Source organism: Enterococcus sp. 2G9_DIV0600, assembly GCF_002140615.1.
In the GTDB taxonomy this organism is placed as follows: domain Bacteria; phylum Bacillota; class Bacilli; order Lactobacillales; family Enterococcaceae; genus Enterococcus_D; species Enterococcus_D innesii.
This window is the reverse complement of the sequence record NZ_NGLL01000002.1, coordinates 278,352-294,491: the sequence shown is the minus strand read 5'-3', so window position 1 is coordinate 294,491 and position 16,140 is coordinate 278,352. Positions and strand designations below refer to the sequence as shown.

The 16,140-nt window shown below is 42.7% G+C and carries 27 protein-coding genes; 2 read left to right on the top strand and 25 right to left on the bottom strand.

The features are described from left to right. Positions 1–116: 116 nt before the first annotated feature. The 24 genes from A5870_RS14975 to thiD form a co-directional block, all read right to left on the bottom strand. A complete protein-coding gene (locus A5870_RS14975) occupies positions 117–761 on the bottom strand; it encodes an adenylate kinase (RefSeq protein WP_086293755.1) in 645 nt (214 codons plus the stop codon). Positions 762–821: 60 nt separating this feature from the next. Next, positions 822–2,117, bottom strand: coding sequence for a preprotein translocase subunit SecY (gene secY, locus A5870_RS14970; RefSeq protein ID WP_081118834.1), 1,296 nt, complete (start codon positions 2,115–2,117; stop codon positions 822–824). Further along, positions 2,117–2,557, bottom strand: coding sequence for a 50S ribosomal protein L15 (gene rplO, locus A5870_RS14965; protein WP_003128016.1), 441 nt, complete (start codon positions 2,555–2,557; stop codon positions 2,117–2,119). The genes secY and rplO overlap by 1 nt, the downstream gene beginning before the upstream one ends. Positions 2,558–2,597: 40 nt before the next feature. After that, positions 2,598–2,777, bottom strand: a complete 180-nt coding sequence (gene rpmD, locus A5870_RS14960; RefSeq protein WP_003128015.1) for a 50S ribosomal protein L30 — start codon at positions 2,775–2,777, stop codon at positions 2,598–2,600. 13 nt (positions 2,778–2,790) lie between these two features. After that, entirely contained in the window at positions 2,791–3,291 is a 501-nt protein-coding gene (gene rpsE, locus A5870_RS14955) for a 30S ribosomal protein S5 (protein ID WP_003128014.1), read from the bottom strand. A gap of 20 nt (positions 3,292–3,311) precedes the next feature. Continuing rightward, on the bottom strand, positions 3,312–3,668 hold the full coding sequence (gene rplR / locus A5870_RS14950; protein ID WP_005227097.1) for a 50S ribosomal protein L18: 357 nt from the start codon (positions 3,666–3,668) through the stop codon (positions 3,312–3,314). Between the two features lie 57 nt (positions 3,669–3,725). After that, complete coding sequence (gene rplF / locus A5870_RS14945) at positions 3,726–4,262, bottom strand: 50S ribosomal protein L6 (RefSeq protein ID WP_005227095.1); 537 nt, start codon at positions 4,260–4,262, stop codon at positions 3,726–3,728. Between the two features lie 31 nt (positions 4,263–4,293). Then, positions 4,294–4,692: a 30S ribosomal protein S8 gene (gene rpsH / locus A5870_RS14940; RefSeq protein WP_005227093.1), complete on the bottom strand. Its 399-nt coding sequence runs from the start codon at positions 4,690–4,692 to the stop codon at positions 4,294–4,296. Positions 4,693–4,724: 32 nt separating this feature from the next. Then, the gene (locus A5870_RS14935; protein WP_003128010.1) at positions 4,725–4,910 is read right to left on the bottom strand and encodes a type Z 30S ribosomal protein S14; all 186 of its coding nucleotides are present in this window, start codon (positions 4,908–4,910) and stop codon (positions 4,725–4,727) included. Between the two features lie 18 nt (positions 4,911–4,928). Continuing rightward, the gene (gene rplE / locus A5870_RS14930) at positions 4,929–5,468 is read right to left on the bottom strand and encodes a 50S ribosomal protein L5 (protein WP_005227088.1); all 540 of its coding nucleotides are present in this window, start codon (positions 5,466–5,468) and stop codon (positions 4,929–4,931) included. 27 nt (positions 5,469–5,495) lie between these two features. Continuing rightward, entirely contained in the window at positions 5,496–5,807 is a 312-nt protein-coding gene (gene rplX, locus A5870_RS14925; RefSeq protein ID WP_003128007.1) for a 50S ribosomal protein L24, read from the bottom strand. A gap of 35 nt (positions 5,808–5,842) precedes the next feature. Then, complete coding sequence (rplN, locus tag A5870_RS14920) at positions 5,843–6,211, bottom strand: 50S ribosomal protein L14 (RefSeq protein ID WP_003128006.1); 369 nt, start codon at positions 6,209–6,211, stop codon at positions 5,843–5,845. Positions 6,212–6,271: 60 nt separating this feature from the next. Then, complete coding sequence (gene rpsQ / locus A5870_RS14915) at positions 6,272–6,538, bottom strand: 30S ribosomal protein S17 (protein WP_003128005.1); 267 nt, start codon at positions 6,536–6,538, stop codon at positions 6,272–6,274. Positions 6,539–6,562: 24 nt separating this feature from the next. Continuing rightward, on the bottom strand, positions 6,563–6,751 hold the full coding sequence (gene rpmC / locus A5870_RS14910; RefSeq protein ID WP_002288664.1) for a 50S ribosomal protein L29: 189 nt from the start codon (positions 6,749–6,751) through the stop codon (positions 6,563–6,565). After that, the gene (gene rplP, locus A5870_RS14905; RefSeq protein WP_005226918.1) at positions 6,741–7,175 is read right to left on the bottom strand and encodes a 50S ribosomal protein L16; all 435 of its coding nucleotides are present in this window, start codon (positions 7,173–7,175) and stop codon (positions 6,741–6,743) included. Before rplP ends, rpmC begins: the two co-directional genes overlap by 11 nt. Before the next feature lie 2 nt (positions 7,176–7,177). Beyond that, positions 7,178–7,834 (bottom strand): 30S ribosomal protein S3, encoded by a 657-nt coding sequence (gene rpsC, locus A5870_RS14900; protein ID WP_005226916.1) that lies wholly within the window; start codon positions 7,832–7,834, stop codon positions 7,178–7,180. 13 nt (positions 7,835–7,847) lie between these two features. Next, the gene (rplV, locus tag A5870_RS14895; protein ID WP_003127973.1) at positions 7,848–8,195 is read right to left on the bottom strand and encodes a 50S ribosomal protein L22; all 348 of its coding nucleotides are present in this window, start codon (positions 8,193–8,195) and stop codon (positions 7,848–7,850) included. 23 nt (positions 8,196–8,218) lie between these two features. Then, a complete protein-coding gene (gene rpsS, locus A5870_RS14890) occupies positions 8,219–8,497 on the bottom strand; it encodes a 30S ribosomal protein S19 (protein WP_005226914.1) in 279 nt (92 codons plus the stop codon). Positions 8,498–8,539: 42 nt separating this feature from the next. Further along, entirely contained in the window at positions 8,540–9,373 is an 834-nt protein-coding gene (gene rplB / locus A5870_RS14885) for a 50S ribosomal protein L2 (protein ID WP_005226912.1), read from the bottom strand. A gap of 39 nt (positions 9,374–9,412) precedes the next feature. Then, complete coding sequence (locus A5870_RS14880; protein ID WP_005226911.1) at positions 9,413–9,706, bottom strand: 50S ribosomal protein L23; 294 nt, start codon at positions 9,704–9,706, stop codon at positions 9,413–9,415. Next, a complete protein-coding gene (gene rplD / locus A5870_RS14875) occupies positions 9,706–10,329 on the bottom strand; it encodes a 50S ribosomal protein L4 (protein ID WP_005226910.1) in 624 nt (207 codons plus the stop codon). The genes A5870_RS14880 and rplD overlap by 1 nt, the downstream gene beginning before the upstream one ends. A 29-nt stretch (positions 10,330–10,358) precedes the next feature. Beyond that, positions 10,359–10,988 carry a 50S ribosomal protein L3 gene (rplC, locus tag A5870_RS14870; protein ID WP_003127967.1) on the bottom strand — a complete coding sequence of 210 codons (630 nt, stop codon included), beginning with the start codon at positions 10,986–10,988 and terminating at the stop codon, positions 10,359–10,361. Between the two features lie 22 nt (positions 10,989–11,010). Beyond that, a complete protein-coding gene (rpsJ, locus tag A5870_RS14865; RefSeq protein ID WP_003127966.1) occupies positions 11,011–11,319 on the bottom strand; it encodes a 30S ribosomal protein S10 in 309 nt (102 codons plus the stop codon). 327 nt (positions 11,320–11,646) lie between these two features. After that, positions 11,647–12,477: a bifunctional hydroxymethylpyrimidine kinase/phosphomethylpyrimidine kinase gene (gene thiD / locus A5870_RS14855; protein WP_086293751.1), complete on the bottom strand. Its 831-nt coding sequence runs from the start codon at positions 12,475–12,477 to the stop codon at positions 11,647–11,649. A 107-nt stretch (positions 12,478–12,584) separates the two neighbouring features. On the opposite strand from thiD, the gene A5870_RS14850 reads away from it, so the two are divergent. Together A5870_RS14850 and A5870_RS14845 are read left to right on the top strand one after the other, a co-directional pair. Beyond that, a complete protein-coding gene (locus tag A5870_RS14850) occupies positions 12,585–14,030 on the top strand; it encodes an aminotransferase-like domain-containing protein (protein WP_086293749.1) in 1,446 nt (481 codons plus the stop codon). Beyond that, the gene (locus tag A5870_RS14845) at positions 14,014–14,739 is read left to right on the top strand and encodes a nitroreductase family protein (RefSeq protein WP_086293747.1); all 726 of its coding nucleotides are present in this window, start codon (positions 14,014–14,016) and stop codon (positions 14,737–14,739) included. Before A5870_RS14850 ends, A5870_RS14845 begins: the two co-directional genes overlap by 17 nt. Positions 14,740–14,869: 130 nt before the next feature. Here A5870_RS14845 and tuf read toward each other — a convergent pair whose 3' ends face one another. Next, entirely contained in the window at positions 14,870–16,057 is a 1,188-nt protein-coding gene (tuf, locus tag A5870_RS14840; RefSeq protein ID WP_005226902.1) for an elongation factor Tu, read from the bottom strand. Positions 16,058–16,140: the final 83 nt, after the last annotated feature.

Genomic DNA, 16,140 nt, shown 5'->3' with positions numbered 1-16,140 from the left:
CAAACTATGCTCCTACTTAATAAAAAGTAGAAGTCGGACTGACATATTCTATCATATCCTGTCAAAGATTTCAAGAGAAAGTTTTAAGCTGCAAGTTGGACTCGGGCAATCTATGATTAGTCAATGATCTTTTGAACATCTTCGAATACAGCGTCGATGTCGCGATCCCCATCAATCGATTGCAATAACCCTTTGTCTTTGTAATAAGTCAAAATTGGTTCACTGCTTTTGATATTGACAGCTAGACGATTTTTGACCGTCTCAGGCTTATCATCTTCACGCTGGTAGAAGTCATGACTTCCACAACGATCACATGTTCCTTCCTCTTTTGGAGGATTGAACAATTTATGATAAGTTGCCCCACAATTGCGGCACATGAAGCGGCCGGCTAAACGTTCTACAAGAACTTCTTCAGGAACATGAATATCAATAACGGCATCAAGTTTTTTGTTAAGGTCAGCTAGCATCTCATCTAACGCTTTTGCTTGATCCAATGTACGAGGAAAACCATCTAATAAGAAACCTTTCTCGGTATCAGGTTCAGCTAAACGTTCTTTAACGATCCCATTTGTAACCTCATCAGGAACTAATGCGCCTTGATCCATGTATGATTTTGCTTTAAGGCCTAGTTCTGTTTCGTTCGCCATCGCAGCCCGAAACATATCGCCTGTTGAAATATGAGGAAGACCGTATACAGCAACGATACGTTCTGCCTGAGTACCTTTTCCAGCACCAGGTAATCCCATTAAAATGAAGTTCATTCTAATTCCTCCTGTAAGTTTTTGAATAGTGTTGAGGAAATCCTCAACACTTCAATAACTTTAATTGATGAAACCAGTATATTTCCGTTTCAGCATAAGCCCTTCTAACTGCTTGGCAGTATCAAGTGCCACACCGATAATGATCAATAGACTCGTTCCACCTAGTCCGATCGATTGCGGTAGATTCCAAGCCATCTGAGCGATGATTGGAAGTAAAGCAACCAATCCTAAAAAGATCGATCCAACCGTGCTTAATCGCATCAACAAACGTGATACATATTCTTCGGTTCCTTTACCAGGACGCACACTCGGAATGTAACTTCCTTGTTTTTGCAAGTTTTCCGCTAATTTCTCAGGGTTCACTTGAACAAATGCGTAGAAGAAGGTAAACGCAACGATCAAGACAGTATAGATGATCGCACCCGGTACAGTGTTGTAACTAAAGATCGTTTGCACCACTTCGTACCAAGTTTCTCCTTTATATGAACTACCTAATGCTTGAATGATCGCATTTGGTGTTGTAATAAAAGAACTGGCAAAGATAACTGGGATAACCCCGGCAGCATTTACTTTCAAAGGAAGGTAACTGCTGGTAGGCGCTCCTGCTACCCGTTTTGTATATTGGATCGGAATCTTGCGTTCTGCTTGTTGAACATACGTTACTAAAGTAATGACGATCAACACAGCGATCACAAGCAGCGCCATAAAGATAGCATTCAGCCAGATATCCGATTGATCCACGTTAATGAAGTAATCTTCAATCAATTCTTTGATGCTTGCTGGTAAGCGTGAAATGATCCCTGCAAAGATGATCATTGACACACCGTTTCCGATACCACGCTCGGTGATCTGCTCTCCTAACCAAGTGACTAACATCGTTCCGGCTGTTAAAATCAGACCGATCACGATATAGGTTGCCATATTAGGATTGTTTACAAACCCGAGTTGAGTGTAATAGTTAAATCCAGCCGTTAATGTCATGGATTGGACAAAGCCCAATACCAACGTCAAGTAACGTGTTGCCTGATTTAATTTCTTACGACCCACTTCACCTTGCTTCGACCATTCAACAAATTTAGGGACAATATCCATCTGCAACAACTGAATGACAATTGAGGCAGTAATGTAAGGCGAAACCCCCATCGAGAAAATCGAAAATTGTTGCATGGCGCCACCACTTACCAAGTTCAACATGTTTAAAAATGGTAGATCCGCGATGGTATTTAGGCGACTTGCGTCTACGCCTGGCACAGTAATATGTGTTCCCAGACGAAAGACAAACAAGATTAAGACAGTGAACAATATTCTGGATCTAATATCCTTAACCTTAAAGGCATCCTTCAATAGTCTGATCATTAGATCACCTCGATTGATCCACCAGCAGCAACGATTGCTTCTTCAGCTGCTTTTGAGAATTTAGCTGCTTTCACAGTCAATTTCTTCGTTAATTCTCCGTTAGCTAATACTTTGATTCCAGCTTTTTCGTCTTTGACGATTCCAGCTTCGTGTAAAGCAACAGGTGTTACTTCAGCACCGTCTTCAAAGCGGTTCAAGACATCAAGATTGATGACTGCATATTCTTTGCGGTTCACATTTGTAAAGCCACGTTTTGGTAAACGACGGAACAATGGTGTTTGTCCACCTTCGAATCCTAGACGTACTCCGCCGCCTGAACGAGCTTTTTGACCTTTTTGTCCACGTCCAGCTGTTTTACCGTTACCAGATGAAGTTCCTCGACCGACACGGTTACGTACTTGGCGTGAGCCTTCTGATGGTTTTAATTCATGAAGTTTCATAGGTTTGGCACCTCCTTAATCAAACTAGATCTGCTGATCCTTAGACCTCTTCAACGTCCACTAAGTGAGAAACAGTGTTAACCATGCCTTTGATTGCATCATTAGCAGGTTTTACAACTGTTGAGTTCAACTTTGTAAGACCTAACGCTTTTACAGTATCACGTTGGTTTTGGGGACGTCCGATAATACTGCGTTTTAAAGTAATTTTCAATTCAGCCATTATAGTGTCCTCCTTAACCGATTAATTCTTCTACTGATTTGCCGCGAAGTGCTGCCACTTCTTCAGCGCGTTTTAATTGTTTTAAACCTTCAACTGTTGCGCGAACAACGTTGATTGGTGTGTTAGAACCTAAAGATTTAGATGTGATATCAGCTACCCCAGCTAATTCCAATACGGCACGAACTGGTCCACCAGCAGCTACCCCAGAACCTTCTACAGCAGGTTTCATAAGGATGCGTCCGCCGCCGAATACACCGATAACTTCGTGAGGGATTGTAGAACCAACCATTGGTACTTCCACCAAGTTTTTCTTCGCGTCTTCGATTGCTTTACGGATTGCTTCTGGTACTTCTTGTGCTTTACCAGTACCGAAACCTACGTGTCCGTTTTTGTCACCGACAACAACTAATGCAGCAAAACGTAGACGACGTCCACCTTTAACAACTTTAGTTACACGGTTGATCGCAACAACGCGGTCTTCTAATTCCAAATGTTTTGGATCAATATAAACCATGAATGGTGTTCCTCCTTCTCTTAAAATTCCAGTCCATTTTCGCGAGCTGCTTCAGCTAAAGCTGCTACACGGCCATGGTAAAGGTATCCACCACGGTCAAAGACTACTACTTTAATACCTTTTGCTGCTGCACGTTCTGCGACTAATTTACCGACAGCTTGTGCTTGTTCAGTTTTTGTTGCACCTGAAACTTCTTTGTCTAAGGCAGAGGCACTTGCTAGCGTCACACCCGCTACGTCATCAATTACTTGTGCGTAGATGTTTTTGTTCGAACGGAACACGTTTAAGCGTGGGCACTCAGCAGTACCAGAGATTTTGTTACGTACACGACGATGTCTTTTCTGACGTGTCTTGTTTTTATCTGGTTTTGTAATCACAATTTGTCACCTCTTTTAATTTTGCTAGCCTAAGCTGCTAGTCGTAAAGAATTACGACTATTTACCAGTTTTACCTTCTTTACGGCGTACAAATTCGCCAACATAACGAATTCCTTTGCCTTTGTAAGGTTCTGGAGGACGAACGCCACGGATATTGGCAGCCAATTCGCCAACGACTTCTTTATCTGATCCTTTAACGATCACAGAAGTGTTTGAAGGAACTTCGATTTCGATTCCAGCTGGCGCTTCGATTTCAACTGGATGAGAGTAACCAACGTTCAATACAAGTTTTTTTCCTTGTAATTGAGCACGGTACCCAACCCCGATTAATTCTAACGCTTTTTGGAAACCTTCAGAAACACCAACAACCATGTTGTTGAAGTTTGCACGGGTAGTTCCGTGGATAGTTTTCATTTCTTTACTATCATTTGGACGAGTGAATGTTACTTCGTTTCCTTCGATATTCATTGTGATATCAGAAGAGAAAGTACGTGTTAATTCACCTTTAGGTCCTTTAACTGTAATGTCGTTTCCGTTTTGCTTGATTTCAACACCAGCAGGAAGAACGACGATCTTATTACCGATACGACTCACTTAGAGGCACCTCCTTGTGGAATATTTTAAATTACCATACATAAGCGACTACTTCGCCGCCAACATTTTTTGCTCTAGCTTCTTTATCAGTGATTACACCGTCAGAAGTTGAGATAATCGCGATTCCTAGACCATTCAATACTTTTGGTACTTCGTCAGCTTTGACATAAGCACGCAAGCCTGGTTTAGAGATACGTTTTAAGTTTGTGATAACACGTTCACCGTTTTTACCGTATTTAAGAAATACGCGGATCACGCCTTGTTTGTCATCTTCAATGTATTCAACATCGCGGACGAAACCTTCACGTTTCAATATTTCAGCGATATCACGTTTGATTTTTGAAGCAGGTACTTCTAGGCTTTCGTGTTTAACCATGTTTGCGTTACGCACGCGCGTTAGAAAATCTGCAATTGGATCTGTCATGACCATGGGATAATTTACCTCCTTTATGCGAGTATAGTTTACCAGCTAGCTTTCTTCACGCCGGGAATTTGTCCTTTATAGGCAAGTTCGCGGAAGCAAATACGGCAAAGATGAAATTTACGATAAACTGAATGTGGACGTCCGCAACGTTCACAACGAGTGTATTCTTGCGTTGAGAATTTAGCAGGGCGTTTGTTTTTAGCAATCATTGATTTTTTAGCCACGTAGTTCGCCTCCTTTTTTTATTTTTGGAATGGCATGCCTAATTGTGTCAACAATTCACGAGATTCTTCATCTGTGTTTGCTGTTGTTACAATCACGATATCCATACCACGTACTTTGTCGATCAAATCATAATCTACTTCAGGGAAAATCAATTGTTCTTTGATACCTAAAGTGTAATTTCCGCGTCCGTCGAACGCTTTTTTGCTCACACCGTGGAAGTCACGGACACGTGGCAATGACACACTTACTAGTTTATCTAAGAATTCATACATTCTTTCGCCGCGTAGTGTTACTTTCGCACCGATTGGCATTCCTTCACGTAAACGGAATCCTGCGATAGATTTTTTCGCTTTTGTGATCAATGGTTTTTGACCTGAGATCAATTGTAATTCTTCAACAGCTTTGTCTAAGTTTTTAGCATTAGAAACAGCGTCACCGACACCCATGTTGATAACGATTTTATCAACTTTTGGTGCTTCCATGATTGAGCTGTAGTTAAATTTGTCCATTAATGATGGGACAACTTCTTTTGAATATTTTTCTTTAAGGCGGTTCATCTGTTAGCCCCTCCTTCCTTCATCAGATTATTTATCAAGAACTTCTCCGGTTTTCTTAGAAACGCGGACTTTTTTGCCGTCAACTTCTTTGTAACCGACACGCGTAGCTTCACCGTTCGATGGATCAACCACCATCACGTTAGAAACATGAATTGGTGCTTCCATTTCAACGATTCCGCCTTGAGGAGCAGTTTGAGAAGGTTTTTGGTGTTTTTTGACAACATTGACACCTTCAACAACGACTTTGTCTTTTTTAGGAAACGCTGCTAGCACAACGCCTTCTTTGTTTTTGTCTTTACCAGTGATAACTTTAACTTTATCGCCTTTTTTAACAAACATGTTTGTTTCGCACCTCCTTTAGATAAGAATCACTATTACAATACTTCTGGTGCTAGGGAAACGATCTTCATAAAGTTGCCTTCACGCAATTCGCGGGCAACTGGGCCAAAGATACGAGTTCCACGAGGGCTCTTATCGTCACGGATAATAACCGCAGCATTTTCATCGAATTTGATGTATGAACCGTCTGTACGACGAGCTCCTGATTTAGTACGAACGATAACGGCTTTAACGACGTCACCTTTTTTGACAACCCCACCTGGCGTTGCTTGTTTAACCGTAGCAACAATCACGTCACCAATATTGGCAGTTTTACGACCAGATCCGCCAAGGACTTTGATCGTTAGAATTTCACGGGCACCTGAGTTGTCCGCCACTCTTAATCGGCTTTCTGCTTGGATCACGATGTGTATCCTCCTTTCAGATTTTGCAATTCACAATCTATATAGGAAAATCTCGTGTGATTAGATAATCACTGCCTTTTCAACAATCTCTACTAGACGGAAACGTTTCGTAGCTGATAATGGACGAGTTTCCATAATTTTCACGATATCGCCAACTTTTGCTTCGTTGTTTTCATCGTGTGCTTTGTATTTCTTAGAATAGTTCAGACGTTTGCCGTAGATAGGGTGGTTTTTCTTTGTTTCAACGACAACAGTGATAGTTTTATCCATTTTGTCTGATACCACGCGACCTTGGTAAACTTTGCGTTGATTTCTTTCTTCAGTCATACGCTAAATGGCCTCCTTCCACTATTACTTAGCTTGTTCACGCAATACTGTTTTAATGCGTGCAATCGATTTACGTACTTCTTTGATACGTGCAGTGTTTTCTAATTGACCTGTTGCTAATTGGAATCTAAGATTGAACAATTCTTCTTTCAATTGTTTTTCTTGATCTAGCATTTCGGCAGTGGTTAATTCTCTGATTTCTTTAACCTTCATTCGATTCACCACCCATTTCCTCACGTTTTACGATCTTCGTTTTCACTGGTAATTTGTGAGAAGCAAGACGTAGCGCTTCGCGCGCAACTTCTTCAGGTACACCGGCAATTTCAAACATGATTTTACCACGTTTAACTGGTGATACCCATCCTTCAGGAGCCCCTTTACCAGAACCCATACGTACCCCGATAGCTTTGGCAGTATAAGATTTGTGAGGGAAAATTTTGATCCATACTTTCCCGCCACGTTTCATATAACGAGTCATTGCGATACGGGCAGCTTCGATTTGACGGTTTGTGATCCAGTGTGATTCAACAGCTTGTAAGCCGTATTCACCGAATGCTACTTCTTTTCCGCCTTTCGCTTCGCCACGCATTTTTCCGCGGAACTCACGACGGTGTTTTACACGTTTAGGTACTAACATGTTTATTTCCCTCCTTTCTCAGTGTTCTTTTTAGTTGGAAGAACTTCTCCACGATAAATCCACACTTTAACTCCTAGTTTTCCGTATGTTGTATCTGCTTCTTCCCATGCGTAATCAATGTCCGCACGTAATGTATGAAGTGGAACGGTTCCTTCTGAGTAACCTTCTGAACGCGCGATATCCGCACCATTTAGACGGCCAGAAACTTGTGTTTTGATTCCTTTAGCGCCAGAACGCATTGTGCGTTGGATCGCTTGTTTTTGCGCACGACGGAAAGCAACACGGTTTTCTAATTGACGTGCGATTCCTTCGCCTACTAATTTAGCATCTAAATCTGGTTTTTTGATTTCAACGATGTTGATGTGAACTCGTTTGCCAGTTAGGCTATTTAATTCTTTTCTTAGGTTTTCGACTTCAGATCCGCCTTTACCGATAACCATACCTGGTTTAGCTGTGTGGATTGAAATATTCACGCGGTTTGCTGCACGCTCGATCTCAACTGTAGACACAGCGGCATCAGCAAGTTTAGATGCGATAAATTTACGGATTTTCAAATCTTCATGTAGAAATTCAGCATACTCTTTTTCAGCATACCATTTAGCATCCCAGTCACGGATGATGCCTACACGCATTCCAATTGGATGTACTTTTTGACCCACTGATTGTCCCTCCTTATTTTTCTGATACGACTACAGTAATATGACTTGTACGTTTGTTGATCGGTGAAGCTGAACCTTTCGCACGTGGACGGAAACGTTTCATCGTTGGTCCTTCGTTTACGAATGCTTCAGAAACAATCAAGTTTTCAACATCTAAGTCAAAATTATTTTCTGCATTGGCAATAGCTGACATCAAGACTTTCTCGATGATTCCAGCTGCTTTATTTGGTGTGAACTTTAAGATCGCGATTGCTTCAGCAACGCTTTTCCCTCTGATTAAGTCAATAACTAGACGAGATTTACGAGGAGAAACGCGGACTGTTTTAGCAGTTGCTTTCGCTGATGTGATTTGTTCTGCCATTTTTGGATATCCTCCCCTCAAAATTAGCGTCTTGTTTTCTTATCATCGGCAGCATGTCCGCGATAAGTTCTTGTTGGTGCAAATTCACCTAATTTGTGTCCTACCATGTCTTCTTGGATGTAAACTGGTACATGTTTCCGTCCATCATACACAGCAATTGTAAATCCGATAAAATTAGGGAAAATTGTAGAACGACGTGACCAAGTTTTGATCACTTTTTTCTTTTCAGCGCCTTCTTGTGCTTCGACCTTTTTCATCAAATGGTCATCGACAAAAGGTCCTTTTTTCAAACTACGACCCATGGTGTACCTCCTCTCAAAATGTGCGACACACGGTCAAGTATATTACTTAGTTTTACGACGACGAACGATAAGTTTGTCTGATTTTGCTTTTTTGTTACGTGTTTTGTAACCAAGTGCAGGTTGTCCCCAAGGAGAAACTGGTGCTTTACGTCCGATTGGTGCTTTACCTTCACCACCACCGTGTGGGTGATCATTAGGGTTCATTACGCTACCACGTACAGTTGGGCGTTTGCGCATCCAACGAGAACGACCGGCTTTACCGATGTTGATCAATTCGTGTTGTTCATTACCAACAGAACCGATTGTTGCACGACATGATGCTAAGATCATCCGTACTTCACCAGAGTTCAAGCGGATCAATACGTATTTGCCTTCTTTACCAAGTACTTGAGCACTTGTTCCAGCTGAACGAATCAATTGTCCACCTTTACCAGGTTTCATTTCGATGTTGTGGATAACAGTACCGACTGGAATGTTTTCTAGTGGTAATGCATTCCCTACTTTAATATCTGCATCTGGACCAGAAACGACAGTCATGCCAACTTCTAATCCTTTAGGTGCTAAGATGTATGCTTTTACTCCATCCTCGTAATGTACTAACGCAATGTTAGCAGAACGGTTTGGATCATATTCAATCGTTTTAACCGTAGCAACGACGTTGTCTTTGTTACGTTTGAAATCGATCAAACGGTATTGACGTTTGTGACCGCCACCTTGATGACGAACCGTGATACGTCCGTTGTTGTTACGACCAGCATTGTTTTTCAAAGGAGCTAACAATGTTTTTTCTGGTGTTGAAGTTGTGATTTCAGCGAAATCAGAACTTGTCATATTACGACGGCCGTTCGTGGTAGGTTTGTACTTTTTAATCGCCACGTCTTTTTCCCTCCCATGTAAAGTTTATGCGTGAGTTGCTTATTCAGCAGCTTCGAAAATTTGGATTTCTTTAGAATCTTCAGTTAAAGTCACAACAGCTTTGCGACGTTTTTTTGTATATCCTGCATATTTACCCATGCGTTTGAATTTCGGACGAACGTTGATGATGTTCACGTTTGCCACTTTCACTCCGTCAAAGGCAGCTTCTACAGCTTGTTTTACTAAAGTTTTGTTAGCTTTTGTGTCCACTTCAAAAGTGTATTTCTTGTCATCCATGGCAAGCATTGATTTTTCAGTGATCACTGGGCGTTTAATAACGTCTAGTAAGTTCATTATGCAAGCACCTCCTCGATCTGAGTAAGAGCAGTTTGTGTCACTAACATTTTGTCGTTAGAAACGATGTCTAAAACACTAATGTTATCAGCAGTAACTACAGAAACTTTTGGCAAGTTGCGCGCAGATAAAGCGGCAAAGTCGTTTTCAGATTCTAAAACTACCAATACTTTAGAGTCAATTGTCAAGTTAGCTAAAACTTGTTTGAATTCTTTTGTTTTTGGAGCATCAAAGCTTAATCCTTCTACTGCTACCAAGTTATTTGAAGCAACTTTTTCTGACAATACAGATTTCATTGCTAAGCGACGAACTTTTTTAGGAAGTTTGTAGCTGTATGAACGTGGTGTTGGTCCGAAGACTACGCCACCTCCACGCCATTGTGGTGAACGGATTGAACCTTGACGGGCACGTCCAGTTCCTTTTTGGCGCCATGGTTTACGGCCACCGCCACGAACGGCACTGCGGTTTTTCACAGCGTGTGTTCCTTGTCTTAATGAAGCGCGTTGCATGATGATTGCATCATAGACAACTGATTCATTTGGTTCGATTCCGAAGATTTCTTCGTTCAATGTAATTTCGCCATTTTGGCTTCCATCTTGTTTGAATAATGCTACATTCGGCATTCCTTAGTTCCTCCTTTCTTCCTATCTACTTATTTAGCTTTCACAGCTGATTTGATTGTAATCAATGATTTTTTCGCGCCAGGTACATTACCTTTGATCAAGATAACGTTGCGTTCTGCGTCTACGCGTACGATTTCCAAGTTTTGGATCGTGATGCGATTTCCGCCCATACGTCCAGCAAGACGTTTGTTTTTGAATACACGGTTAGGTGCAACTGGACCCATTGATCCAGGACGACGGTGGTAACGAGAACCGTGAGCCATTGGTCCGCGGCTTTGTCCGTGACGTTTGATAACGCCTTGGAATCCTTTACCTTTCGAAGTGCCGGTTACATCGATGATGTCTCCTGCTTCAAAAATATCAACTTTGATTTCTGATCCTACTTCTAAGCCCTCTAGCTCTACATTCTTGAATTCGCGAATGAAGCGCTTAGGAGCCGTGTTTGCTTTTGCAACATGACCTTTCGCAGGTTTGTTAGACAAAACTTCACGCATATCTTGGTAGCCGACTTGAATTGCTTCGTAGCCGTCATTTTCGATTGTTTTCACTTGTAGCACTACGTTTGGTGTAGCTTCTACTACAGTTACTGGAATCAATTCGCCAGATTCAGTGAAGATTTGAGTCATTCCCACTTTTTTCCCTAAGATTCCTTTGGTCATGATTACACCTCCATCTTAATTATTATAGTTTGATTTCGATATTAACACCGCTTGGCAAGTCTAGCTTCATTAAAGCATCAACAGTTTTTGGTGTTGGATTCACAATGTCGATTAGACGTTTGTGTGTACGCATTTCGAATTGTTCGCGTGAATCTTTGTATTTGTGCGTCGCACGGATGATCGTGTACAAGCTGCGTTCAGTTGGTAATGGAATTGGACCAGATACGCCAGCTCCAGTTCTCTTTGCAGTTTCTACGATTTTATCCGCTGATTGATCTAAAATACGATGTTCATACGCTTTTAAACGGATACGAATTTTTTGTTTTGCCATTGTTTTCCCTCCTTCGCCTATTTTGAAAAGTAGACATAGCTCCACGAAAATTTTCCGTCACGCTCGTCCATGGCAAAGCGTCCGGGCGTGTCGCAACCTCTCGTTTCGTAGCCGGCAGAAAATTTCTTTGCTGCCAGTGTGACTTACGTATTTACGTAAACAGCACCTTTATGATTATATTACGGATAAACATTGATTGCAAGCTTTTTTTATGGAAAAACCGGGATTCTTTTGCATTTCTTTCAGAAAATTTTCTTTTAGTTTCGAAACAAAAAAAAAGAAGCGTTGACCGCTTCTTCATTTCCTATTTATATAGAAGAAAACCTGCTATTGCGGTGCTTCCACATTCATACGGCTTTGGGCGTAGGTATAGGCACCATGCCACACATGGCCCACATAAGGATTGATGACCACGCCTTCTTTGATCGCCGCTGTGACAAAGGCTTTTGCTAAACGAACACTTTCCACGACGGGTTTGCCTTTTGCAAGACCGGCAGCGATTGCCGCTGAAAAGGTGCAGCCTGCCCCATGATTAAAATCGGTAGCGATTTTGTCACTTTCCAACAGGAGGAAGGATTCTCCATCATAAACAAGGTCGATGGCTTTTGCTCCTGGCAATCGATGACCGCCTTTGATCACGACGTATTTAGCACCTAATTGATGGATTTTTTCAGCAGCTTGCTTCATGGCTTCCACACTCGTCAAGTCCCCCAAACCCGAAAGAATCCCCGCTTCTACTAAATTAGGGGTGACAACATCTGCTAAAGGCAACAAATGCGTGATGATGGCATCGACACTTTTCGGCTGTAAGATTTCTGCGGTCCCTTTACAAGCAATGACGGGATCGATCACCACATTTTTGACTTGCTGCTGTTGGATCATCTTCGCTGCCTGTACAATATTGTCTTCATTGCCTAACATCCCCGTTTTAAGGGCATCCATCGGATCACCTGCAAAGGCGGAGATCAATTGTTTTTCGACAAGCGCTGGTTCCATTGCTGTTACTTCATGGCTCCAACCCGTTTGTGGATCCATCGTGACGATCGAAGCGATCGTAGCAAAACCAAAGACACCATACTCCTGAAACGTTTTTAAATCTGCTTCGATACCGGCACCACCGGTTGAATCGGACCCGGCAATTGATATGACTTTTTCCATCTTCTTCATCTCCTTGTGCTTTTTGCTAAGTATAGTCAATCTTCCCCTTGACGAAAAGAGCCATTTGGCTTATTTTTAAACCATCCAATTGAAAAAGGTGGTGCAGGATGGCTTTATCAAGTATTGACAAACAAAAGAAACAACCGATTTACCAGCAGATCGTGACCCATTTTATTGAAGAGATCCAAGCAGGAACCTATGGGCCTGGGGATCGTTTACCACCAGAGCGCAGCTTGGCCCAGACTTTTGACGTCAATCGTTCCACCGTCGTCAAAGCGTTAGATGAATTGAAGAGCTTAGGATGGATCGAACGAAAACAAGGCAGTGGTTCTCGAGTATTAGAAGGCCGCTGGGGGAACCGCCAAACCCCACTTTCTTATTTACGCTCGTCTTTAAGCAGCCCTTACTTGCAGCAAGACCCTTACCTTCAACAAATCCAACATTTACGTGCTGAAAAAGATGTGCTGGATCTGTATACAGGTGATCTACCTGCCGATCTGATCCCCGACTTCACGTTTCCTGCCTTTACCTGGGAAGAGATTCGCAAAGAAAGCACCAAAATTTTGCCAACTGGTTACGAGCCTCTGCAAGAAATTTTATTGCAGCACCTTGCGGATTCCTTCAATTTGCCCACTAGCGGTCAAAAACTAGTAATTACTGCCGGTTCGACGCAAGGAATTACGTTACTAATGCAAGTGCTGCTGCAAGCGGGGGACTGTATCGCGACAGAGGACCCTTCTTTCTTGTTCTCTCTCCCCTTGTTTTCCACGATGAATGTCCAGTTGATTGGGATCAAACAAGATAGCGAAGGGATGCGACCCGCCGCGTTGGAGAAAGTGCTGAAGGAAAAGAAGATCAAATTCGTCTATCTTAACCCCACCTTCCAAAACCCAACGGGGCATACTATGAGTGAGCATCGGCGTCAAGCGATCATCCGCCTTTGCCAGACCTACCAAGTACCGATCATTGAGGATGATGTTTTTAGTGAGTTGGCTTTTGATGAAGTGCCGTCCAAGCTAAAATCCATGGCTCCCGAAACTGTCATTTATTTAGGCTCGCTTTCAAAATTACTTGGGTCATCAATCAAAATTGGTTGGCTTTTGGTGCCAGAAGCGTTAGCCGACCAATTTGCCCAAGCGAAAAAACGGATGGCGATCGATACCACGATCTTCCCGCAAGTCCTTGCCAACATCGCCTTACGCTCCTTTGATTACCACCAGCAACAGCGGACACTGCTTGCAGAAATGGCCCAGCGTCAGCAAGACTTACTCCAACTCTTGCAGGCATTTCAGGAGGATTGGCAATGGCAGCCGACGAAAGGTGGTCTTTACCTGTGGTTGACTTGGCGTCACCGCACATTGACTCGCAAAGATTGGTCACTCTTTTTGGCGAACGATTGCTTAGTAGCACCTGCTTTTCTTTTCAGTAACGATACGAATGGCTTGCGTTTGAACTATACCCGCTTAGCCAAAGATGATTTACCGCTATTTCAAGAACGATTCACAAAAATCACCCAACAGTTAAAGGAGCAAACCTATGAACGAAACCATTGAGCTTTTGCATAATCACCGCACTTACCGACAATTTGACCCTGACTACCGCTTGAGCCAAGAGCAAGTAACCGCGATTTTGACTGCGGCTCGTCAAGCACCTAGCTGGATGAACGGGCAAGCCTATTCGATCTTAGTGATCGACGACCCGCAGATCCGCCAACAAATGGTCGAATGGAATCCTGGCAATCCTCATATCGCAGCAAGTTCACTCTTTCTGCTATTTTTAGCTGATTTAAATCGAACCAAAAAAGTTGCTGACGAAAAACAGACGCCCTATCCAATCGATGAGGGCTATCAGCCATTATTGATCGCCACAACTGATGCCAGCATCGCTTTGCAATCTGGTGCGATCGCTGCTGAATCACTGGGCTTAGGCACCGTCATTTCTGGCAGTGTCCGCAAAGACAGCGCCAAAATCGCTGAATTGCTGCACTTACCGGAATACGTCTATCCTGTGGCTGGCTTGAGCATCGGTAAACCAATCGTAGAAATGAAGGTCAAACCTCGCTTGCCAGAAGAAGCGGTCATTCATTACAACCACTACCAGGACTATTCTTATGATGCGATCGAAGCCTACGATCAAACGATGACTGCTTTTGGAGAAGCCCGTGAGACCAAACCATGGTCAGAAAAATTTGCTGGTTTTTACAGCAATCGCCCTGACCAAGGATTTGACGCCTTCTTGAAGAAGCAAAAACTAATAAAATAAAAAGCACCGCTCTCTTTAGCTTCGATGAACCGTAACGGATTCATCAACGCTAGAGAGCGCGGCTTTTTTTCTACAAGAGTCGAAAAAAAAGAGCAAAAGCGCGTACGCTTTTGCTCTTCGATCAATCAAATTAAGCTTGGATTGAAGTTACAACGCCTGAACCAACAGTACGTCCGCCTTCACGAATTGAGAAACGAGTTCCGTCTTCGATAGCGATTGGGTGGATCAATTCAACGTCGATTGTTACGTTATCACCAGGCATAACCATTTCAGTTCCTTCTGGTAATTCAACAACACCAGTTACGTCAGTTGTACGGAAGTAGAACTGAGGACGGTAGTTAGTGAAGAATGGTGTATGACGTCCACCTTCTTCTTTTGTTAAAACGTAAACTTCAGCTTTAAATTTTGTATGAGGTGTGATTGTACCAGCTTTAGCCAATACTTGTCCACGTTGGATGTCTTCACGAGCAACCCCACGTAGCAATGCACCAATGTTATCCCCTGCTTCAGCATAGTCTAACAATTTACGGAACATTTCAACACCAGTTACAGTTGTTTTAGCAGTTTCTTCAGCAATACCAACGATTTCAACTTCGTCACCAACGCGAACTTGTCCACGTTCAACACGGCCTGTAGCAACAGTACCACGTCCAGTGATTGAGAATACGTCTTCGACTGGCATCATGAATGGTTTGTCAGTGTCACGTTCTGGAGTTGGAACGTATTCGTCAACTGCAGCCATTAATTCCATGATTTTTTCTTCGTATGAAGCATCGCCTTCAAGAGCTTTCAAAGCAGAACCAGCGATTACAGGAACATCGTCGCCTGGGAAGTCATATTCTGACAATAAGTCACGAACTTCCATTTCAACTAATTCTAGTAATTCTTCGTCATCAACCATATCCATTTTGTTTAAGAAAACAACGATGTATGGTACACCAACGTTACGTGATAACAAGATGTGTTCACGTGTTTGAGGCATAGGACCATCAGCAGCAGATACTACTAAGATCGCGCCGTCCATTTGAGCAGCACCAGTGATCATGTTTTTAACGTAGTCCGCGTGTCCTGGGCAGTCAACGTGAGCATAGTGACGTGCTTCAGTTTCGTACTCAACGTGAGCAGTTGAGATAGTGATTCCGCGTTCGCGTTCTTCTGGAGCGCCATCGATTTGGTCGTAAGCTGAAGCTTGAGCCAAACCTTTTTTAGATAATACAGTTGTGATAGCAGCTGTAAGTGTAGTTTTACCATGGTCAACGTGTCCGATCGTACCAATGTTTACGTGGGGTTTAGAACGGTCAAATTTTTCTTTTGCCATTTTAAAATGTTCCTCCTAAAAATGCAGTTTATTTTTTATATTTGATAGGTAGGGAGCCGCAGCTCCCCATCCCTTATCATCGA

Bases quoted from the DNA above. Each gene is read 5' to 3' on its own strand.
- A5870_RS14975 (WP_086293755.1), bottom strand. From the start codon at position 761: ATGAACTTCATTTTAATGGGATTACCTGGTGCTGGAAAAGGTACTCAG.
- secY (WP_081118834.1), bottom strand. From the start codon at position 2,117: ATGATCAGACTATTGAAGGATGCCTTTAAGGTTAAGGATATTAGATCC.
- rplO (WP_003128016.1), bottom strand. From the start codon at position 2,557: ATGAAACTTCATGAATTAAAACCATCAGAAGGCTCACGCCAAGTACGT.
- rpmD (WP_003128015.1), bottom strand. From the start codon at position 2,777: ATGGCTGAATTGAAAATTACTTTAAAACGCAGTATTATCGGACGTCCC.
- rpsE (WP_003128014.1), bottom strand. From the start codon at position 3,291: ATGGTTTATATTGATCCAAAACATTTGGAATTAGAAGACCGCGTTGTT.
- rpsH (WP_005227093.1), bottom strand. From the start codon at position 4,692: ATGGTCATGACAGATCCAATTGCAGATTTTCTAACGCGCGTGCGTAAC.
- rplE (WP_005227088.1), bottom strand. From the start codon at position 5,468: ATGAACCGCCTTAAAGAAAAATATTCAAAAGAAGTTGTCCCATCATTA.
- rplX (WP_003128007.1), bottom strand. From the start codon at position 5,807: ATGTTTGTTAAAAAAGGCGATAAAGTTAAAGTTATCACTGGTAAAGAC.
- rpsQ (WP_003128005.1), bottom strand. From the start codon at position 6,538: ATGACTGAAGAAAGAAATCAACGCAAAGTTTACCAAGGTCGCGTGGTA.
- rpmC (WP_002288664.1), bottom strand. From the start codon at position 6,751: ATGAAGGTTAAAGAAATCAGAGAATTAACCACTGCCGAAATGCTAGAT.
- rplP (WP_005226918.1), bottom strand. From the start codon at position 7,175: ATGTTAGTACCTAAACGTGTAAAACACCGTCGTGAGTTCCGCGGAAAA.
- rplV (WP_003127973.1), bottom strand. From the start codon at position 8,195: ATGGCAGAACAAATCACATCAGCGAAAGCAACTGCTAAAACAGTCCGC.
- rpsS (WP_005226914.1), bottom strand. From the start codon at position 8,497: ATGGGTCGTAGTTTGAAAAAAGGACCTTTTGTCGATGACCATTTGATG.
- A5870_RS14880 (WP_005226911.1), bottom strand. From the start codon at position 9,706: ATGAACTTACTAGACGTTATTAAACGCCCAGTGATCACTGAAAAATCA.
- rplD (WP_005226910.1), bottom strand. From the start codon at position 10,329: ATGCCGAATGTAGCATTATTCAAACAAGATGGAAGCCAAAATGGCGAA.
- rplC (WP_003127967.1), bottom strand. From the start codon at position 10,988: ATGACCAAAGGAATCTTAGGGAAAAAAGTGGGAATGACTCAAATCTTC.
- rpsJ (WP_003127966.1), bottom strand. From the start codon at position 11,319: ATGGCAAAACAAAAAATTCGTATCCGTTTAAAAGCGTATGAACATCGT.
- thiD (WP_086293751.1), bottom strand. From the start codon at position 12,477: ATGGAAAAAGTCATATCAATTGCCGGGTCCGATTCAACCGGTGGTGCC.
- A5870_RS14850 (WP_086293749.1), top strand. From the start codon at position 12,585: ATGGCTTTATCAAGTATTGACAAACAAAAGAAACAACCGATTTACCAG.
- A5870_RS14845 (WP_086293747.1), top strand. From the start codon at position 14,014: ATGAACGAAACCATTGAGCTTTTGCATAATCACCGCACTTACCGACAA.
- tuf (WP_005226902.1), bottom strand. From the start codon at position 16,057: ATGGCAAAAGAAAAATTTGACCGTTCTAAACCCCACGTAAACATTGGT.